General features: G+C 61.2%; 18 protein-coding genes. 14 read left to right on the top strand and 4 right to left on the bottom strand.

Features of this window, described 5'->3' with window-relative positions; all coding sequences use genetic code 11:
* Positions 1-17 precede the first annotated feature (17 nt).
* The 4 genes from GYH35_RS09370 to GYH35_RS35390 all read left to right on the top strand — a co-directional run bounded on the left by GYH35_RS09370 (position 18) and on the right by GYH35_RS35390 (position 3,616).
* Positions 18-2,315 carry a DUF349 domain-containing protein gene (locus tag GYH35_RS09370; protein WP_161828247.1) on the top strand — a complete coding sequence of 766 codons (2,298 nt, stop codon included), beginning with the start codon at positions 18-20 and terminating at the stop codon, positions 2,313-2,315.
* 146 nt (positions 2,316-2,461) lie between these two features.
* Positions 2,462-2,977, top strand: a complete 516-nt coding sequence (locus GYH35_RS09365) for a hypothetical protein (protein WP_161828246.1) — start codon at positions 2,462-2,464, stop codon at positions 2,975-2,977.
* A 136-nt stretch (positions 2,978-3,113) separates the two neighbouring features.
* On the top strand, positions 3,114-3,290 hold the full coding sequence (locus GYH35_RS34565; RefSeq protein WP_202624190.1) for a hypothetical protein: 177 nt from the start codon (positions 3,114-3,116) through the stop codon (positions 3,288-3,290).
* Positions 3,290-3,616: an Ig-like domain-containing protein gene (locus GYH35_RS35390; protein WP_202624189.1), complete on the top strand. Its 327-nt coding sequence runs from the start codon at positions 3,290-3,292 to the stop codon at positions 3,614-3,616. The genes GYH35_RS34565 and GYH35_RS35390 overlap by 1 nt, the downstream gene beginning before the upstream one ends.
* A gap of 18 nt (positions 3,617-3,634) precedes the next feature.
* On the opposite strand, the gene GYH35_RS09355 is transcribed toward GYH35_RS35390, so the two are convergent.
* On the bottom strand, positions 3,635-4,273 hold the full coding sequence (locus tag GYH35_RS09355; RefSeq protein WP_161828245.1) for a hypothetical protein: 639 nt from the start codon (positions 4,271-4,273) through the stop codon (positions 3,635-3,637).
* Positions 4,263-4,772 carry an RNA polymerase sigma factor gene (locus GYH35_RS09350; RefSeq protein WP_161815712.1) on the bottom strand — a complete coding sequence of 170 codons (510 nt, stop codon included), beginning with the start codon at positions 4,770-4,772 and terminating at the stop codon, positions 4,263-4,265. Before GYH35_RS09350 ends, GYH35_RS09355 begins: the two co-directional genes overlap by 11 nt.
* Positions 4,773-4,932: 160 nt before the next feature.
* Between GYH35_RS09350 and GYH35_RS09345 the strand changes: the two genes are divergently transcribed.
* The 3 genes from GYH35_RS09345 (at position 4,933) to GYH35_RS09335 (ending at position 7,915) form a co-directional block, all read left to right on the top strand.
* Positions 4,933-5,217, top strand: a complete 285-nt coding sequence (locus tag GYH35_RS09345) for a hypothetical protein (RefSeq protein ID WP_161815711.1) — start codon at positions 4,933-4,935, stop codon at positions 5,215-5,217.
* Between the two features lie 163 nt (positions 5,218-5,380).
* Positions 5,381-7,342, top strand: coding sequence for an IPT/TIG domain-containing protein (locus tag GYH35_RS09340; RefSeq protein WP_161828244.1), 1,962 nt, complete (start codon positions 5,381-5,383; stop codon positions 7,340-7,342).
* Positions 7,343-7,348: 6 nt separating this feature from the next.
* Positions 7,349-7,915 (top strand): tetratricopeptide repeat protein, encoded by a 567-nt coding sequence (locus GYH35_RS09335; RefSeq protein WP_161828243.1) that lies wholly within the window; start codon positions 7,349-7,351, stop codon positions 7,913-7,915.
* Here the strand turns inward: GYH35_RS09335 and GYH35_RS09330 are convergent.
* Both GYH35_RS09330 and GYH35_RS09325 read right to left on the bottom strand, forming a co-directional pair.
* Entirely contained in the window at positions 7,894-8,322 is a 429-nt protein-coding gene (locus GYH35_RS09330) for a M23 family metallopeptidase (protein WP_268894928.1), read from the bottom strand. The genes GYH35_RS09335 and GYH35_RS09330 overlap by 22 nt on opposite strands.
* Positions 8,323-8,669: 347 nt before the next feature.
* Positions 8,670-11,183: an IPT/TIG domain-containing protein gene (locus tag GYH35_RS09325; protein WP_161815707.1), complete on the bottom strand. Its 2,514-nt coding sequence runs from the start codon at positions 11,181-11,183 to the stop codon at positions 8,670-8,672.
* 397 nt (positions 11,184-11,580) lie between these two features.
* On the opposite strand from GYH35_RS09325, the gene GYH35_RS09320 reads away from it, so the two are divergent.
* From GYH35_RS09320 to GYH35_RS09290, 7 genes are all read left to right on the top strand, one after another.
* Complete coding sequence (locus tag GYH35_RS09320) at positions 11,581-11,949, top strand: ArsR/SmtB family transcription factor (RefSeq protein ID WP_161815706.1); 369 nt, start codon at positions 11,581-11,583, stop codon at positions 11,947-11,949.
* Positions 11,946-12,410: an ArsI/CadI family heavy metal resistance metalloenzyme gene (locus tag GYH35_RS09315; RefSeq protein ID WP_161815705.1), complete on the top strand. Its 465-nt coding sequence runs from the start codon at positions 11,946-11,948 to the stop codon at positions 12,408-12,410. The genes GYH35_RS09320 and GYH35_RS09315 overlap by 4 nt, the downstream gene beginning before the upstream one ends.
* Positions 12,407-12,847 carry an arsenic resistance N-acetyltransferase ArsN2 gene (gene arsN2, locus GYH35_RS09310; protein ID WP_161815704.1) on the top strand — a complete coding sequence of 147 codons (441 nt, stop codon included), beginning with the start codon at positions 12,407-12,409 and terminating at the stop codon, positions 12,845-12,847. Before GYH35_RS09315 ends, arsN2 begins: the two co-directional genes overlap by 4 nt.
* 3 nt (positions 12,848-12,850) lie before the next feature.
* Positions 12,851-13,345, top strand: a complete 495-nt coding sequence (locus tag GYH35_RS09305; protein ID WP_161815703.1) for an arsenate reductase ArsC — start codon at positions 12,851-12,853, stop codon at positions 13,343-13,345.
* Complete coding sequence (locus tag GYH35_RS09300; RefSeq protein WP_161828241.1) at positions 13,342-14,073, top strand: aquaporin; 732 nt, start codon at positions 13,342-13,344, stop codon at positions 14,071-14,073. Before GYH35_RS09305 ends, GYH35_RS09300 begins: the two co-directional genes overlap by 4 nt.
* A 76-nt stretch (positions 14,074-14,149) precedes the next feature.
* Positions 14,150-14,653 (top strand): arsinothricin resistance N-acetyltransferase ArsN1 family B, encoded by a 504-nt coding sequence (locus GYH35_RS09295; protein WP_161815702.1) that lies wholly within the window; start codon positions 14,150-14,152, stop codon positions 14,651-14,653.
* A gap of 722 nt (positions 14,654-15,375) precedes the next feature.
* A complete protein-coding gene (locus tag GYH35_RS09290) occupies positions 15,376-16,785 on the top strand; it encodes a tyrosine-type recombinase/integrase (protein ID WP_161828240.1) in 1,410 nt (469 codons plus the stop codon).
* The last annotated feature ends 846 nt before the right edge of the window (positions 16,786-17,631 follow it).

The following is a 17,631-nucleotide window of genomic DNA, read 5'->3' as shown; positions in this document are numbered from 1 at the left end:
TCAAGTCAGGTCGTTCGATGTCGCTGTTCTCACGCTTTCGTAAAGCGCCGCCACCTTCAGCCGCCGTGAAGCATCCGGAGCCCGTAGCGCCCAAGGCGCCGCCGGAGCCGCGTGCTCCGGAAGCCGCCTTGCTCGCCGGGCAGGAGGAGCAGGGCTTGCAGGCGGCCATTGCGGGCGGTGATGTGCAGACCATCGCCAGGCTGGTCATCGAGGGCTCGTCGACCCGGATCCGCCAGCAGGCGGCCGAGGCCATCGACGATCCGGGGCAGATTCGCGAGCTGATCCGCAACGCGCGGGGCGGTAAGGACAAAAGCGTCTACAAGATCCTGACTCGCAAGCGGGATTCGGTCCTGGCGCAGGAGCGCGAAGTCGAACACCTGCACGCCGAAGTGGCGGCCACCGCCGCCGCCATCGAAAAGCACAGCCATCGCCCGTTCGATCCCCTGTTCACGCCCACGCTGGAACAGCTCGAGGGGCGCTGGTCGGCCGTGGCGACCCACGCAGACCCGGAGGTCGCCGAGAAAACCCGGCAGGCCATCGACCGCGCCCGGGAAGTCATCGCTCAACATTTGCGACAAATTGCCGTCGAAGCGGCCCGCCAGCTGGCCGCGGCCAACGCGGCCGCTCAGGCCCAATTGCAACGGGAGCAGGAAGAAAAGACCGCCGCGGCCGCTGCGGCTGAACGTGCCCACGTCCAGGAAGTCGAGCACCAGGCCGAAGTCGAGAAACATGAGGCCGAAGCGAAAGCCTTGCGCCAGATCGGCGGCTTGATTCGCAAGGCGCATGGCGCCCTCGCGGCCGGCAGCAGCAAGACGGCGGCCGGCCTGCGCAGAGGCATCGAAGACAAGCTGGCCCACGCACCGCATTTGCCGGCGCATCTGGCCAACCAACTGCGCCAGCTCGATGAAAAGCTGCAGGAGCTGAAGGACTGGAAGAGCTTTTCGGTCGCGCCCAAGCGCATCGAGCTGATCGAACGGATGGAGTCGCTGATCGGTGCGACGCTGCATCCCACGGCGCTCGCCGGGCACATCAAGGATCTGCAGGAACAATGGCGCACCTTGAGCAAAGGCGCCGGCGAGAATGGCGAGGCGGAGTGGCAACGTTTCCACGAAGCCGCGCAGAAGGCGTTTCAGCCATGCCGTGAATTTTTCGAAGCTCAGGATCAAGTCAAGGAAGAGAATCTGCGTCAGCGCGGTCAGCTGTTCGAGCGCCTGGCCAACTTCGAGTCGCAGCACAATTGGGAGCAGCCCGATTGGCGCAACGTGATTACAGCAGTGCGCGAAGCCAGGCAGCTCTGGCGGCAACACTCGCCCGTAGATCCCAGTGCGGCCGAACAGCTGCAGGGGCGCTTCAATGAATTGACGGCGTCTCTGCAGAATCGGATCGACGCCGAATACGCGCGCAACGTCAAAGAAAAGAAGTCGCTGATCGAGCGTGCTCGCGCGCTCGTCGGATCGCCCGAGACGCGCAAGGCCATCGATGAGGTCAAGCGGCTGCAGGAGAAATGGAAAGCCGTCGGCCCCGTGTCGCGCGACGACGATCGCAAGCTGTGGGAGGAATTCCGCAAGCAATGCGATGCGCTGTTCCAGAAGCGTCAGCAGGAGTTTGCGACCCAGAACGCAGCGTTGGATGCCAACAAGTCTCAGGCCCTCGCTCTGTGCGAGGAGATCGAGAAGATCGCGCAGCTGTCAGGCCAGGAACTGCTCGACGGTGCAAAGAAACTCCCCGAGCTGCGGGATGCCTTCGATGCCATCGAGGAATTGCCGAAAGCCGACGCGCGTCAGCTGCAGAACCGTTTCGAGCGGGCGTTCGAGCGTGGTCGCAAAGCCGTCGCTCAACAGCATGCGAGAGACGCGGAGCAGGGTTGGACGGCGCTACTCGACGGCTCGAACGCCGTGCGTGCCTATCGACTGGCCGTCGCTCGCAACGCCGACGAGGCTGAGCGCGATACGTTGAAGCAAACTGCGGAGTCCCAGCTGGCGAGCGCCGTGAAGTGGCCGAAGCGCGGCTTGGAAACGTTGAAGCACGCTCTCGCGCAGCCCGGCAGCAACGATCTCGCCGCGAACGAGCTGGCGCTGAGAACACTCTGCGTCCGTGCCGAGATCCTGACCGACACGCCAACGCCCGACGCCGATCAGACGCTACGTCGCGAGTATCAGGTGAAGCGCCTGATGCAAAGCATGGGTCAAGGCATCAAAGCCGAAGAAGGGCTCGATGCGTTGACGCTCGAATGGCTGGGTGTCGGACCCATGGAAGAGGGAACGTATGTTCAGCTGCTGGAACGCTTCAAGGCGTGCCGGAGAAAGGCGCTGTAGCGGCGCGAGCGAGCGGCTGACTTCATCGAGTCCGCAAATTCGCCGGTAGCAAATGTATGTCTAGCCCATCGGGTTGCCGGGTCGATCTATACACGACCGGACGATGTCAACCGTCGCTCGAAGCGCGGAGTTCGTAAAGGACATCAATGAGCGGCCGGGCATCGGCAGCTCGACCGTTACTCAGCTCGGGTCATCAATTCGCCACGACAGGTCTGGGCATCTGGCGCACCGATGGCACGAGCAACGGCACGCAGCGCATCGTCGCACCGAGTGCGTCCACGGCCTTGTTCGAGCCGGCGCCGCTGGCCTCGATTGGCTCCCTCGCACTGTGGGGCGCAAAGAACCCGATCGATGGAGCTGGGATTGCAAGTTACGCTCTATGGGTATCCGACGGTACGGCGGCAGGGACGTTCAAGCTGATCGAGTCCGCGCTCGGGCCGATGTCGCTGGTCGGGGAATTGCCAGCCAACGTTGTGGTGTTCAGGGTTGCTCACTCCGAGCTCTGGCGCACCGACGGCACGGTCGCGGGAACATGGCGGCTCGCATCCTTTGAACAGGATGCGACGCTCGGGATGGAGCGAGTGTCGCCGATCGTATCTACTTTGCCGCGCGAACCGCCGACGAGGGCGCCGAATTGTGGGTTACGGATGGCTGGACGATAGGGGGCGGCGCTCCTCGACTGGTGATGGACTTTACCGATCCTGCGCTCGGGAGTGCGACAATCGCGTGGATTTCCGAGCTGGAAGATGCGCTGTATATAGCCGTCGGTCGCAGCAGCACGCATGCAGGCATTTACAAGTGGACTGGAGGCGCCGACGCCCCGCAGCTCAGTACGCTGGCGGGCCACGGCAACTGGCACGCACCAATGGCACGATTGCCAGCTTCGAACAGGTCACCGATCTGGTCTCAGATCAGTTGCTGTCTGTGGGCGCAGCAGCGGGTCAGGTGACGACTCCGACGTCGATGGTCAAGTGATGCAATGGGGCGCTCGCATCGTCACGTCGCCTGCGAACGGCACCGTGACCATCGACTCGAGCGGAGTCGCCCATTACAAAGCCAATGCGGCGTTCAGCGGTTCGGACAGCTTCACGTATGTGGCTGCAGATAACGCCGGCGGCGAATCGGCGCCGGCGACGGTAACAGTGACAGTGACGGGGCAGTCGGGATCGACGCCTTCCGGGAACACGCCTCCTGGGAACACGCCTCGTAGCGGCGGCGGCGGGTCTATGGACTGGTTGCTGCTCATCGGACTTGCCATGCTGACCATGCTTGCGCAGTGCGCGTCGCGGTCAAAGGTGTAGGCGTCGCTTCAATGCGTTTCAATTGCCTGGATTGAGCAGTCCGAGCAACTCACTGAAGCGTCGCCTGTACGCCAGCAAATGCTTTTTGAACCAGAGGCTCCATACCACCCACCCTGGGACGATGAAGAGCAGGCTCGCAGCCGCGTGCAGCCAGTCGAACGGTTTGCCGCTTAGTCGGACGATGACCCAGAAGGTGAGGATCCCGGCCACGGCCATGGGCGCGTACATCAGCAACGACGTCAATCGTCCGTACCGCGAAAGCTGGTAATCCACTCGCGCCAGGTTGCGCCGGATTTCTTCTTGAATCGAATTGCCAAAGCCGCGCGCGTACAGAGCCTGACGCTTGCGGCTCGCTCGATACGCGCCGGCCGACAACAGAATCGTCCCTATGCCGATGCCCAGCGCCACGTAGTCCCACGCGCTCGGAATGACATCGCCCCAGGAAATCGCCGCGAAGAGCAGCCCGAACACGACCGCTAGCCACGCGACGCTCGTTCCCAGAGTGCCCCAGTAGACGCCCCACAAATCCCGGCCCAGCGCACGGTCCAGATCGGCCTGCTCTCCTGGAACGCCCAGCCGAAGCAGCTCGCGCCTCACACCGTAGAGCGGCGCCTTGTCCTGAGTGCGCCAGGTCTCGAGCATCTGATCAAAGTTCATCGTTCGATTCCTTCGCCAGCTGCGCGACCAGCGTCGCCTTGATGCGATTGATCTTCACGCCGACGTTGCTTTCACTGATGCCGAGGATTTGCGACATGTCGCGATAGCTGAAGCCGTCGAGCATCAGCAGTGCGAGCGAGCGGTTGACTTCATCGAGCTCCGCGATCCGCTGGTAGATCCACTCGAGCCGCGGGTCGTGACTGGCAGGTGAGACGAGCAAGCCCGTCGCAGCCTCCAGATCCTGCCGGCCCTGTCCATGTTTGCGCTCCTTGCGATTCCACGCGAGCGCCGTATTCAATGCCACTTGGTAGATCCAAGTGCTGACAGCAGCCTCGCCGCGAAACGCTTCGATGGAATGCCACACCTGCAGAGCCATCTGCTGAAAAAGATCCTCGCGATCGGCGTGCGTCGCGCCGTAGGCGCGCGCCACCTTGAACAGGATGGCCTGGTGCGCCTCCATCCACTCCTCGAATATCCGATCGCGTTCGGCTTTCAGCATCTGTCTCCTTTGCACTATTAGTAGCAGGCAGGGCTGATTTTCTTACATGCCTATGGATCGTTCTGGATAGTTTACAAAGCCATATGCGCTCCCATGAGCGCATGGCGTTTCGAGGATTCCCGATCTAGAATCGCTGCGAATCTTGAGCACGGAGTAAGCGATGAGCGATGTACCTGTAGCGAGCGTGGATGCATTTATCGGTCATATCTTGCGCGGTCTGTCGCCCGTGCAACAAACGTTGATGCTTCGTCTGCTGGATGCAACAGACACCGCTCAAAGAAACACGATCGTTCAAAACGCCAACCCCGGCGATCTGGGCGAGCTGTTCCAGCGCAACTTCGTCGGCAGGGACATCGACAATCCCAACAAGCTCAATGTGCAGATTCAGAACATGCTGCTGGCATGGCGCCAGCGAAATCCGCAGTGGCAGGCGGCGACGAGCTGATCCAGAACTTTCCAGCCGAAAAGACATCCCGTCCCGGGTTGAGCTTCCGTTGATGCCGGTTGGCGCGCGCTGAGGGAGCAGGGCGTCCGAATATTTGTTCGGCCGCCGAGCGATCCTTTAGACTAGCGCTAACAATCACAATTCAAAGTTCAGCGGGACACGCATGGCAGCGAATGCAGGTCGTCATGGGACGATGGTCGTCTTGTGCATGGGATTCATGTTGTCCGCTTGCGGTGGCGGAGGCGGCGGTGACAGTGGTGGTGGGGGCGGCGGAGGCGGCTCTTCGGGGAATCAAGGTCAGTTTACGATCTCGCCGGCTTCGCTGACATTTTCGGCCACCTCCATCGAAAGCGGCGCCTTGCCGCCGATGACGATTACCGGCACGGTCAGCGGCGTCTCGCCACAAACGCTGTACATCAATGCGCGCGTTTCGGGCCCTGCCGTCAGCTCGGTCGGCAATATCGCCATCTCCGGGCCGACCTCCGGCACGGCCCAGGTCTATCCCGTTGCTCCCATGACTCTTGGCGGCCCCGGAAGTTACAGCAGCGTCATCACCGTGACCGCCTGCACCACGAGCATCGCATGCACTTCAGGCATCATCGGCACGCCCCAGACCATCAACGTCACATACACCATCGACGGTGTGACCGCGTCGCCGGGCAGGCTCAACTACCAGGTCGGCGATACGATTGCGTCAGGCGATCTGGTCCGCACTTTCGACGTCACGGGCTATCCTGCGCAGGATTGGGTCCTGCCGACCTCGCCCTGGATCGCTTTCGATCCGCCAAGGGGTAATACGGGCGCCACGACCCGAGTCACTGCAACGCTGCTGCCTGAGGTTTACGACTCGTATGAGAGTGGCGCTCATTTCCTGAACTTCAGCTTGGTGCCTACCCGCGGCGTTGCTACCTACCTTGGCGTGACCGTCGACATCAGCCGCATACGCGTGGATTACGTCGCGCCGTACGTGGCGCTCGCCGGAACTCAGAACGATGTAATCATCCGCGGCACAAACCTGAGGCGATATCCCATCACCGGGGTCCGTTTCGGTGGAATAGACGCGGTTTCCTATACCGTCGTCAACGATACGGAGATTCGGGCGCGTCATCCCATTTTGACCGAGGGCAACTACGAGGTCAGCCTCGTCAATGGCCAGCCGGCACGCACCCGGGCGGCGCTGCGGGTCGTCGCTCCAGACAACTATTCGTCCGCCGTGCTCGACTATCCCAGCTCCACCGTCGACGCGGCGGTTTGCCTGGCTCACGATCCCGAGCGCGACTTCCTGTTCGTTGGAGTCCGCGACGCTGACTCGTCGCAGGTGTTACGTTACTCATTGTCCGGAGGCGGCTCTGTTCCGACAGCCGTCTCGGTTCCCAACATAGGTGCATGCGCATTGACGACCGACGGTCGGCGCATCGTTGTCGCCACCCACGAAGCACTGGTCGGAAACACGAACGGAATGTTTGCTTTTTCCGAGCTGGATCCCACGACGCTGAATAGCGAGCTGAACATGCCGACACGTGGATCGGCAATGGAAGCCATTGCAATGGCGGCCGCGAACAATGGCCAGCTCATCTTCTCCACGAGCCTCGACTCCGTGCAGTCGTATCCTCAACTCCGGCCCGGCTTTCGTACGTTCACGCCTTCCTATCCAGTTCACGCCGGCAACGTGGCCGCTAGCCGCGACGGTTCGGTCGTACTGGTGGGAAGCGCGAACTCTGGTCCTTTGAAATATGACGCCAGCACCGATCAGCTGACTCGTCTTACTTCTCCTGCTTCGGCTGCCGCCGTTGACCTGGATCGTACCGGCGAGCGCGCATTGTTCGACCACAGGCACGTGTATTCGCGGGACTTCCAGCTATTGGGCTCGCTACCCCAGACGACCCGAGCCGCGGCGCTCTCGCCCAGCGGCCAGCGGGCGTATGCGTATGACCAGAACGGCACGGTCCGCACCTTCAACTTGACCGCGGTCTCCGGTGGAGCGTTTACCGAAGTGCTGCCTGCCATCACGGTGGGTCAAAGGCCTGGGGCCGATGCGACCAAGCTGCAGATATTGGTGAGCCACGACGAGCAGGCAGTATTCATCGCGGGCAACGAGCGAGCGCTGGTGATTCCGCTGCCGTGAGGGGACATGACGATCATTGGTTTGATTCGACATGGCGGCATGTGGCTGCTGGCTGCCGCGGGCGTCGCCAGGTTTGAGTTTGAGAGGGCGCTGAGCCATCACGACAGGCGTGGCCGCGGCGGCGATGCGGGGAGGGCCGTGTATTGGGCCCGCCGCGCGGTCGCGCATGGATCGGCTGAGGCGCGGCGGCTTCTGGCCGCCTTCCACAGTGTGGGTTACGGTGTCGAGAAGAACGCCGTCGAAGCGGCTCGTCTGTATCAAGAGGGTGCCAATGCCGGTGATGCGGCGAGTCACTTTTCGCTTGCGTTGTGCTATCGCGACGGTGCAGGCGTGGAGCGATCGCTCGAGCGGACGTTCGAGCATTGGTTGCAGGCGGCGGAAGGGGGACATGTCGAGGCGCAGGCGGCGGTCGCGCAGTGTCTATTCACGGGGCAGGGCACCGAAGCTGATCTGGAAATGGCGGCCGGGTGGGCGAGGCTTGCGCTGAAGAACGATGCAGCCGATGCCGCCGAACTGGTTGCGCGCATCGAGGCTGCATTGCGACGGGAATATCACTCCGCCAAGGCTGTATAGGACACGCCTGCTCGCAGTCCGCATGACAGGTCGCCGCGACTGGGCTGCGCGTTTCTGAAATTCAGAGGAACCGTTTCCGACGGGAGTGATGTGCAAGGCAGGCCTCCGAGACAAGCGGGCCTCACATCGAAGTGGAGATGAGGCTCGGTGCTGTTGCCCGTGTGTCCGCTCCATCCGATCAATGCTCCCTGGGCGACGGACTCACCCACCTCGACCACGGCTCCCATGTTCGTCAAGTGTGCATAGGCGGCGACCGTATTATCTTCATGACGCACGAACACCCAGTTCTCGTGCCCGGGCGTGTTGTCGCCATCCACGTAGTTCTCGATCACGCCGATCACGACACCGGCGCGAATGGCCAGAATGTCTGTTCCGATAGGCATCGGCACATCGATCGCATACCGCATCAGGGTCGTCTCGCGTGCGGCGTGGGGCCTTGCCACGTATTTATGGCCGACGTGCCAAGGCAGTATGTAAGGAGAGGACTCTGCCGCAGGGAAGACGGAACAATCGTAAGACTTTTCATCCTCGCCGTCCTTGCATGCGCCCAACAGGCACCCGCTGACGACCAACGAGCAGAGGCGCAACGAACGCTTTCCATGCATCACTTCTTCTCCCTGCCGAAGTCATAGTTGAAGCTTGCAGCAACTACGAATCAGACGCCCTGACGGGCTGCGCACAACCCGTCAGCTATCGCGCGCAGCTCGTTCTTTTGCTCGGTCTCCATGAGACCTGTTGCGGTGAGCTGTCGTGGCTAGGGCACCGGCTGCACCACAAAATGATCCTCGCCGAGCAGGAACAGCGTTCGGCTGTCGAGGCTGATCCGCAGCTGTGTGCCGCCCGGATAGTCCGAGGCGGGAATGGTGATTGGCGGCGTCAGCTCCGGCAGCACCGGTTGCGACACACGTGCATCGAATATACGGATGGTGCCTGTGGGATTGCTGCCCGTACCGTATCGGAAGACGTAGACGCGCTCGCCGTCCGGCGACAGAACATCGCCGAGCAGACTACCGCCGCCTAATCGCAACTCGCCGAACACCGAGAAGTCATCGTTACGCACGTACGGACCGGACAGCGATTTGGTCGCGTGTCGATCCATGCTGCCGGGCGAGTAGTACTGGAATGCGTTGGTTGTGTTCAGAGTGCCGGTCGCCGAATCGTAGTACGACAGGGGGATGTCGAATGAATTGGTGGCCGCGCCCATCGTCGCGCGGCTGCCGTCGGGACTCATGTTGATGCCGTTATAGCCCGTCATGCCCGGCAAGGTGGTGAAGGTGTCGTCCAGCAACGAGTACACGCGTGCCGAATCCCGAATGATGACTTTGCCGTCGTTGGCGACGGCGAGCTGGCTCGTTGTAACAGAATTGAAGTTCGGCACGGCGACGCTGCTGGTCGACACCAGTGTCACGGGATCTGCGCGATGCAAGCGGCCCGACGATAGCACCAACAGCTCGCGCCCATCCGGACTCATGGCGATATCGACGAGTTCTGGATAGGGGAGCGTGGTCGCGCTCCAGGTGCCGCTGCCGGAGAGGTATTGATATCTCGTTACAATGTTCACGGGCCGGGTGATCGAGGTGATGACGGCGTCGCGCTCTGCGTCGTAGATGACGTGTTGGCTGGGAATGCCGCCGCCATCCCTGGCCAGCGCAAAGTACGGATAGTTGGGATGATCGCGCACGACCAGTTCTGCCTGCGAGCGGTCCAGGCCGAGATTGTTGTCGATAATTATTGCCGGCCGCTCGCCATCGGCGAGACCGGCGGGCGGAACCGCGCGGATCTCGGTATTGCTGCGCACGTTGACGGAAGCGGCAGGCGCGTTACCAAACATCACTTGCGGCAGATTGGCTTGCCTGAATCCGGAACCGCGAATGACGACTTCCTTCTGTTCATTGGTGTATGCGACATACGGTGCAACGAAGTCGACCGTCGGCAGATCGAGGTTCAGCGTGACCGCATAGGTGCTGCTTGCGTTGGGCACGCCGGTGCCGGTGAAGTTGAAAGTCACGACCGCCGCGAGCTGGCCGTTCCGCAGATCTTCCAGCTCGGAAGGCACTAAAGCCAGAATCGCCTGGCCGCCGGAAGTGCCGCTGCCGGTCACCGTAAGCCACGGCACCGAGGAAGTGGCGGTCCAGTTCAGGGCGGCGCCCGTAGCATCGGTGGTAACGGTCCTTTGCAGAAACGAGTTTGCCGAGGTGGAAGCCGCGTTGATCGTGAAAGCCGAAGTCGTCGGCTGCAGGATCAACGAAGACGCGGTGAGCGTGTAGGTCACCGGCAGGGTAATGCTCGATCCGGTTGCCGGCGTCAGCACGACGGAGGCTGCGAACGTTCCTGGTCCGAGGTTGGTCGCGTTCGGTTGCAGTGTCAGAACCCCTGGCGCGTTGCCGCCGCTCGCGTTTAGCCAGCCCGAGCCATTAGCTCCATACGTAACGGCAATGGAATAGGTGGTGGATGCGAGCGCAGCGGTGACATTCAGATCTTGCGCGGGCGGCGGCAGGTTTTGTCCCGTGGCCGCGCTGAAGCTGACGTTGCTCGCAGCCAAGCCGAGATTGCTCGCGACGTTATATGTAACGAGCATAGTTGCGGAGAGACTGCCCGCCGTGAATCGCACGACCGCGCTGTAGTTGCCTGGAGCAAGGTTCGATGCACCGACTAACGTCGCTGTCGGCGTCGTTGACGCTGCATTGGCTAGGGTCACGGTCAGCCAATCACTACCGGTGTTGTAGGTCACGCTCGCAGTCAGGGCGCCGTTGCCGGATGCATTGCGCACATTCACCGTGGCCGGTTGCGATGGCGTCCCTTCAACGGCGGACAAAGCGACGCTGGCCTGTTCGACGGCGATTCCCACGACGTTGTAGGTCACCGAGATCGTGCGGGGACTGCCGGAAATTTCGCGAGCGCAGTTAGAGTCCAGGCAGGCGCGCACCGTGACCGTATCGGTGAACGTTCCGAGACCGATGGCTTGCGGCCGCTTCGGAAAGATCGTCAGCTCGCCGCTGGTGCTTCCCGTGACGCTTACCGAGGCGGTCGCGATGGCCGTGTCGGTATGAAGGACGTACAGATAGACGTTACTCTGAACGCCGGTGATCGAGCCGGTGATGGTCTGCGGTGCAGGCGTCACGCCATTCAGAGGAGCCGTGAACGTCACGCTCGTCGAGGCGATGCTGAAATTGCCATTAGACCCGCCGCCACCACCACCGCCGCCGCCGCTGCACGCAGAAATGCAGCCGAACGCAATGAACACGCCAAGCAGGCGTAATGCACGCATGAAATTGTCCTTTACGCATGGCGCCGAGCTGCGCGCATACGTCACCGCTGTACTTATATTACTTGTGTGCTAACCCTTGCAGCGGCCGCCCACCTTGCCGGTATTCTGCGGAATCTGTTGCAGGGCGTCGAGCATAGGATGAGACCGAACATTACGCGTGGTCAATCCCGATCTGGACAGCGGAGTCAGGGAACTCGCGCCGACACAATCCCGCCCGGCCCCGGAACAGCAAGGCCGCCGCTGCTCGATCAAATCTCAATTGGGTGCCGACGTCCACATTCAGCCCGCGAGCTGAATCAGCAACCTCCGCGAATGTCCTGCGGGTCCTCCAAAGTCGATTGACAGGATCACTCAAAGTGGATCATCATTTCGACAATCCTCGAATGGTCGGATAGTCATGAGATCACCTGAAGCCGTCGCCGCACTTGCCGCCCTGGCGCACGAGCATCGCTTGGCGGTCTATCGAATGTTGGTGGAAGCCGGACCCGAGGGTTTGGCAGCGGGAGAGATAGCGGCACGGCTGAAGCTGGCGCCGTCATCGCTGACCTTTCATCTTCAATCGCTGCAACGAGCCGGATTGATCTCGCAGCAGCGCATGAGCCGTCAGCTCATCTACGCGGCCGACTTCGGCACGATGAATGATCTTGTCGGCTATCTCACCGAAAACTGCTGCGTTGGCAGCGCATCGGCCGATTGCGGCTCGAAATGCGCGCCAGCGCCGGTCGGACGCCAAGCCACTACACGCAAGACTCGGAGAACAGCATGAAACGCCTTCACGTCCATGTCAGCGTCAACGATATCGAAGATTCCATCCGCTTCTATCGAGCCCTGTTCGCTGCTGAACCTGCGGTTGTAAAGAACGATTACGCCAAATGGATGCTCGAGGATCCGCGCGTGAACTTCGCGATCAGCAAGCGGCGCTCCGAGCCGGGCATTCGGCACCTTGGCATCCAGGTCGAGAACAAGCCGGAACTGGCCGAGGTCTACGAACGCCTGCAGCAAGCTGAAGGTCCGATCCGCGAGGACGGCGCGACGACGTGTTGTTACGCTCAGAGTGAAAAGAGCTGGATCGCCGACCCGCAAGGCATTCAGTGGGAAACGTTTCTCACAACGGGCGAAAGCACAGAGTACGGTGGCGGTGAGCAAACGCACGCGGCAGCGCCTGGCGCCTGCTGTGAGCCAAGGTCCGTTGTGCAATCGAAGTCTGCGCAGAAGTGCTGCGCATGACGACGACACAGGTCCGAACAGCGACGCTAAACGATTCGACGCGAATCATCGCGCTGTTGCAGGCGAATAGCTTGCCGACGTCGGACCTCGCCGAGTGCCGTCCTGAGTTCGTCGTCATCGAAGATGGCGACGAGCTCATCGGGACAGGTGGTGTGCAGGTTTTTGGAGATGCGGCGCTCGTCCGTTCCGTGGCGATTGCCAAGGGTCGCCAGAATGGCGGTCTCGGTAGCTCGTTGCTCGACGCGCTTGAACGTCATGCGTCAGCGCTTGGCATTCGCGAGTTGGTACTGCTCACGCAGACCGCCGAGCAATTCTTTACTCGTCACGGTTACACCCGCGTCGAACGTGCAAGCGTACCGAGGCTGATTCAGGCAACCGCCGAGTTTCGCTCGCTGTGTCCTGCGTCTGCCGTATGTATGTCGAAGCGACTGACGTGAGCCATGAGCAAGCATTCGTACAGCGTGCTTATCCTGTGCACGGGTAACTCGGCGCGCAGCATTCTGGCGGAAGCACTGGTCAATCGTTGGGGCGCGGGCCAGTTCCGCGGCTTCAGTGCCGGAAGTTATCCCAAGGGGGCCGTGCATCCGCTGGTGCTCGAGCTGCTGGAGCGCCTGGAGTTTCCGACCGCTGACTTGCGTAGCAAAAGCCGGGATGAATTCGCCGGGCCGGGCGCTCCGACGCTCGATTTCATATTCACGGTTTGCGACAACGCGGCTGGCGAGGTCTGCCCGGTATGGCTCGGACATCCGATGACCGCGCATTGGGGCATCACTGACCCCGCTGCCGTCGAGGGAAGCGACGCTGACAAGCGCAGCGCCTTCCGTGAAGCCTTCGATGCGCTGGAAAAGAGAATCAAGGCATTCGTCGCTCTTCCAATTGCTTCGCTGGATCAACAAACGCTCAAGCATCGACTCAACGAAATCGGGCATCTATGAATGCAGCGCTGCCTCACCGACTTGCGGCCGAGGCATGCGGCGGCATTCTCCTGGCGGCTACGGTCGTCGGCTCTGGAATCATGGGCGCGCAATTGGCGGCGGGAAATTCCGGCGTTGCGCTCTTGGCGAACACGGGCGCGACGGTTGCAATTCTTGTCGTGCTGATCTCGCTATTCGCTCGGGTGAGCGGCGCTCACTTCAATCCAGCGGTGACGCTGGTCATGGCGCTACTTCGAAGAATGACGTGGGCCGCCGCGCTCGCTTACGTTCCTGTTCAGGTTGCGGGTTGCTGCGTCGGCGCGATGCTCGCGCATGCGATGTTCGATCTACCGCTGCTGCAGATATCTACACACATCCGCAGTGGTCCAGCGCAATTCGCATCCGAGATTGTCGCAACGTGCGGCTTGCTGCTCGTCGTGCTCGGCCATCGACGCGAGCGTGACGCTCCCTGGCTCGTTGCCTTGTGGATTGGCGCAGCGTACTGGTTTACTGCATCCACATCGTTCGCGAATCCAGCGATCACTGTCGCTAGAGCACTTACCGACACCTTCGCCGGCATACGTCCGGCCGATGCGCCAGCATTCATTGCGGCCCAGCTGATCGGCGCAACGATTGCGACAGGTCTCTCATGGTTGCTATTCGAACGGACGAAGCGCCGAGCGCGGCCGAGCCGGCGGGGCTCCGTCAAGCCGAGTTGCGCTCCGGCGATGCCCGCAACAGTCGATTGATTTTGAATGCAGGGCTGGCGGAACATATCGGCTCCGCCATTCGACTGCGGGCCCAAGGTCTCTTGGAGGAACTTGCATGGATGTATTGGACGAGTTAATCCGCCCCGCAACTCTCGATGACGCCGGACAGATCGCAGAGATCTACAACCACTACGTGCTGACGAGCACGATCACCTTCGAAGAGGAACCGGTATCGGCTCCTGAAATGGCGCAGCGAATTGCCGACATTCAAGCTACTTCGCTGCCTTGGTTCGTAGCCACGCGCGACCATCGAGTCACTGGCTTTGCTTACGCGCACAAGTGGAAGGTGCGCGCTGCTTATAGGCACTCCACGGAAGTGACGGTCTACGTGCGCTCCGGGCTCGACAATTCCGGAACTGGGTCGCGGTTGTACGCGCAGTTGTTTGCCGCGCTGAAGGCAGTTGGGGCACATGCTGTTATTGGCGGAGTCGCGCTGCCGAACGAGGCGAGTCTGCGGCTGCACCAGAAGTTTGGCTTCGAGAAGGTCGCCCATTTCAAGGAAGTTGGTTTCAAGTTCAACCGGTGGGTCGATGTTACTTACTGGCAACTGACCCTGTAGTTTTCTCGGGTCCCTATCGCGACCTGCTGACCTCTTCTGATCGGCGCGACGCTTGCGACAGGTCTCGCATGGCTGCTATTCGAGTGGACGTTGAAGCGCGGAGCGCCGCCGGGTCGGCGGGGCTCCGCCAAGCCGAGCCTCGCTCCGGCGATATCTGCGTCAGTCGAATGAGGGTTGCTGCAGCTTCCTCCGACGATCCGGCCCTTCCGTTCGCGTACCAGCTGGGACAGTGATCGAGGGCGCGCATTCGGCACCCCGACGTCCGCAAGATCGTCACCGACGAACCGGCACTGGCGGGCGGCCCGCTCTTGTGCCGAACGCTAGGTGTAGCCGGAGGTGTAGCTGGATCGAGAAATCGACCGGTTTTCGAAGCTCGAAGGAGTGGCGCGAAGGAGCGCTAAGAGCTGAAATTCGAGGGGTTTTGTGATTGGTCGGGACGGCGAGATTCGAACTCGCGACCCCTTGCACCCCATGAACTTTCTCGCTTCGTGAGAGTGCCCAAATGTTCCTAACTCAAAACGACGTAAGTGTCCGCTTCTGCCGTGTTTTCTAGGCTTTCCGCTACTCCATTGCTGGGAGCATTGCGGAAGGGCCAAGAACGAATCAGACTGTACCCCTCGCTGTACCCCGGCGCAATACGCGCAGATGGGTCGCGACACCATCGCGAGAAGCATGTCCGCCCCGGTCGTTTGCATTCACAACGGGGTACGCGGGGTACAGACGTGGCACTCACAACGACCCAGATCAAGGCGCTGAAACCAAAAGCCAGGCGATACGATGTTTCCATTCCATGCGAGGACGCAGAGGGCAATCCAGTCCCCGGCGGCCAACTGCGCATCTACCCGAACGGCCGCAAGGTCTTCCGTGACCGCAACAACGGTGATCCGATCACGATTGGTCCGTTCCCGGCGATTACTCTCTCGACGTTTCACGAGCGCCTGAAAGAGAACCACAAGCTCCGAGGGCGCGGCATTGATCCCAAGGAACACCAGAAGCAGCAGAAGATCGCGACGGACAGAGCAAAGGCAGCGGCCGCCGCCGCGCTGACCGTCGAGCAACTCGCTGCCGAGTTCGTCGCCGAGTACGTCCGCAAACGGCACAAAGATCCCGGGCAATGCGAAAGGTTGTTGAACGCGGAGATCCTGGGTACCGAGGCCAAGCCGAAATGGCGCTACCGCAAAGTCAGTGAATTAACCTTGCGCGATGCGGTACTGCTCACACGCGCGATCGATGAGCGGGCGCCGGCGGTGGCCAACGACACGGTCTCGTTGATCAAGAAGCTCTGGCGTTTCGGCGCAAGCCAAGGACACGATATCGATGCGAAAAAGATGGCGGACCTTGAGAAGCAGAATCCCGAGGAGCCGCGAGAGCGCGCCCTCGATGTAGACGAGATTCGCAAGCTCTGGACGAGCCTCGATGAGCTCCGCTCTACACAGCCAGGCGGAACACTGAAGAAAGGCCGCGAGGATCGCCGTGGAACACGCGAGGAACCGCGCCTGTCCCGCGCCGTCGCGATCGGATTGAAACTGCTGCTGGTCACGGCACAGCGTCGCGGGGAATTGCTCAAAGCGCGGTGGAGCGACATCGATCTGGACAAAAAGCTGTGGACCATCCCCGAAGCGCATCTGAAAACCGCGAAGAAGCGCCGCAAGAAAGCGGACAGTGCCGAGGATGAGAATCGGCGAGAGAAAGCACACAGAGTGCCGCTGTCCGAGCTGGCGATCAAACTACTACAGGAACTCAAGGACGAGCAGGCCAAACAGAACCGCGATTCGGCCTATGTCTTTCCTACCGCACACAGCAAGAGACTCGGCGATGCTTCGATGGAAGAAAAGTCGCTGACGAGGGCGGCTGCCCGCAACCAATGCGGACTTGAGCACTGGACGCCGCATGATCTGCGCCGGACCGCTGCCACCCATATGAACCGCCTCGGCATCAACTTCATCTGGGTGGAAAAGGTGCTCAATCACAAGTTGCAAGGAATGCTTAAGGTCTACAACAAACACCCCTACGAGGACGAGAAGCGCGCGGCGCTGGATCAGTGGGCCTCGGAACTACAGCGAATTGTCGCTGGAGAGTCGAACGTCGTGGCGCTGGGGGAAAGGCAAGCCGCGAAGCAGACGGCTGCTTGAAGCAAACTCCAAGGACAGCTGCAATCAACAATGCGGGTGCGGCCTATTCCGTATTGTTGCTCGCGCTTACCTGATGAGTACGGTCACAGTCGGCACACCCTCAACAGTGCTGGAGCAAACATGCCGACGCAATCCCGACGCCCGACACCGGAACAGATCGCCGAAGAACTTGATGGACTGGTCGAGACCCGCGACGTAGAGCGCGCGACCTGTTACACCCGCCGATGGATTTCAGTGCTGATCGCGCGCGGGTGCTTTCCGCCTCCGGATGTGCGAGGCCGCCGGGGATCTGCGCATCGATGGCGTAGATCCACAATCCGTCGATATCTCGATTCCCTCTCGCAACCCGCGCGTTGAAGAGACCCAGCGGGCTCCCTTGCCGCCCCTTAAAGATCGAGCAAGAACGAACTGTAGAACACAAAACCATTGGCTCCGACCTGCGTGGGCAGGCTCAGACATCGACCAGATTCGCAAGCTTTGGACTAGCCTCGATGAGCTCCGCTCCACGCAGCCAGGCGGAACGTTGAAGGGAGGCCGCGAGGATCGCCGCGGCACACGCGAGGAACCGCACCTTCCCCGCGTGAAGCGGGCGTTGCGCCAGTAGCTCCTGCCCGGCTCTACGCCAAATTTCCTTCGATCCCCGCGCTTACCTTACATTTCGTTCGAGAAGGGGTACACCGCAGTACCCCGAACCCTGATCGGACTATGCGAGTTCTCGCTCATGATGCTCAGCATGGATCTCCCGGTGGTCGCGGGAGAATTGATTGCGCTGCTCGGCATCCTCTGGCACATCCTACTGCGTTATTCAGATAGGCAATGTCGCGCGCCGGAGGGAAGCTGACAACA

Source organism: Steroidobacter agaridevorans (assembly GCF_009932555.1).
Taxonomy (GTDB): domain Bacteria; phylum Pseudomonadota; class Gammaproteobacteria; order Steroidobacterales; family Steroidobacteraceae; genus Steroidobacter; species Steroidobacter agaridevorans.
Note: the sequence above shows the minus strand (reverse complement) of the source record. Positions and strands in the feature narration are given on the sequence as shown.

Coding starts and splice junctions, on each gene's coding strand:
- GYH35_RS09370 (WP_161828247.1), top strand. CDS start 18: ATGTCGCTGTTCTCACGCTTTCGTAAAGCGCCGCCACCTTCAGCCGCC.
- GYH35_RS09305 (WP_161815703.1), top strand. CDS start 12,851: ATGAGCAAGCATTCGTACAGCGTGCTTATCCTGTGCACGGGTAACTCG.
- GYH35_RS09350 (WP_161815712.1), bottom strand. CDS start 4,772: ATGCTGAAAGCCGAACGCGATCGGATATTCGAGGAGTGGATGGAGGCG.
- GYH35_RS35390 (WP_202624189.1), top strand. CDS start 3,290: ATGCAATGGGGCGCTCGCATCGTCACGTCGCCTGCGAACGGCACCGTG.
- GYH35_RS09355 (WP_161828245.1), bottom strand. CDS start 4,273: ATGAACTTTGATCAGATGCTCGAGACCTGGCGCACTCAGGACAAGGCG.
- GYH35_RS09345 (WP_161815711.1), top strand. CDS start 4,933: ATGAGCGATGTACCTGTAGCGAGCGTGGATGCATTTATCGGTCATATC.
- GYH35_RS09325 (WP_161815707.1), bottom strand. CDS start 11,183: ATGCGTGCATTACGCCTGCTTGGCGTGTTCATTGCGTTCGGCTGCATT.
- GYH35_RS09330 (WP_268894928.1), bottom strand. CDS start 8,322: ATGCGGTATGCGATCGATGTGCCGATGCCTATCGGAACAGACATTCTG.
- GYH35_RS09320 (WP_161815706.1), top strand. CDS start 11,581: ATGAGATCACCTGAAGCCGTCGCCGCACTTGCCGCCCTGGCGCACGAG.
- GYH35_RS09365 (WP_161828246.1), top strand. CDS start 2,462: ATGAGCGGCCGGGCATCGGCAGCTCGACCGTTACTCAGCTCGGGTCAT.
- GYH35_RS09335 (WP_161828243.1), top strand. CDS start 7,349: ATGACGATCATTGGTTTGATTCGACATGGCGGCATGTGGCTGCTGGCT.
- arsN2 (WP_161815704.1), top strand. CDS start 12,407: ATGACGACGACACAGGTCCGAACAGCGACGCTAAACGATTCGACGCGA.
- GYH35_RS09340 (WP_161828244.1), top strand. CDS start 5,381: ATGGCAGCGAATGCAGGTCGTCATGGGACGATGGTCGTCTTGTGCATG.
- GYH35_RS09300 (WP_161828241.1), top strand. CDS start 13,342: ATGAATGCAGCGCTGCCTCACCGACTTGCGGCCGAGGCATGCGGCGGC.
- GYH35_RS09315 (WP_161815705.1), top strand. CDS start 11,946: ATGAAACGCCTTCACGTCCATGTCAGCGTCAACGATATCGAAGATTCC.
- GYH35_RS09295 (WP_161815702.1), top strand. CDS start 14,150: ATGGATGTATTGGACGAGTTAATCCGCCCCGCAACTCTCGATGACGCC.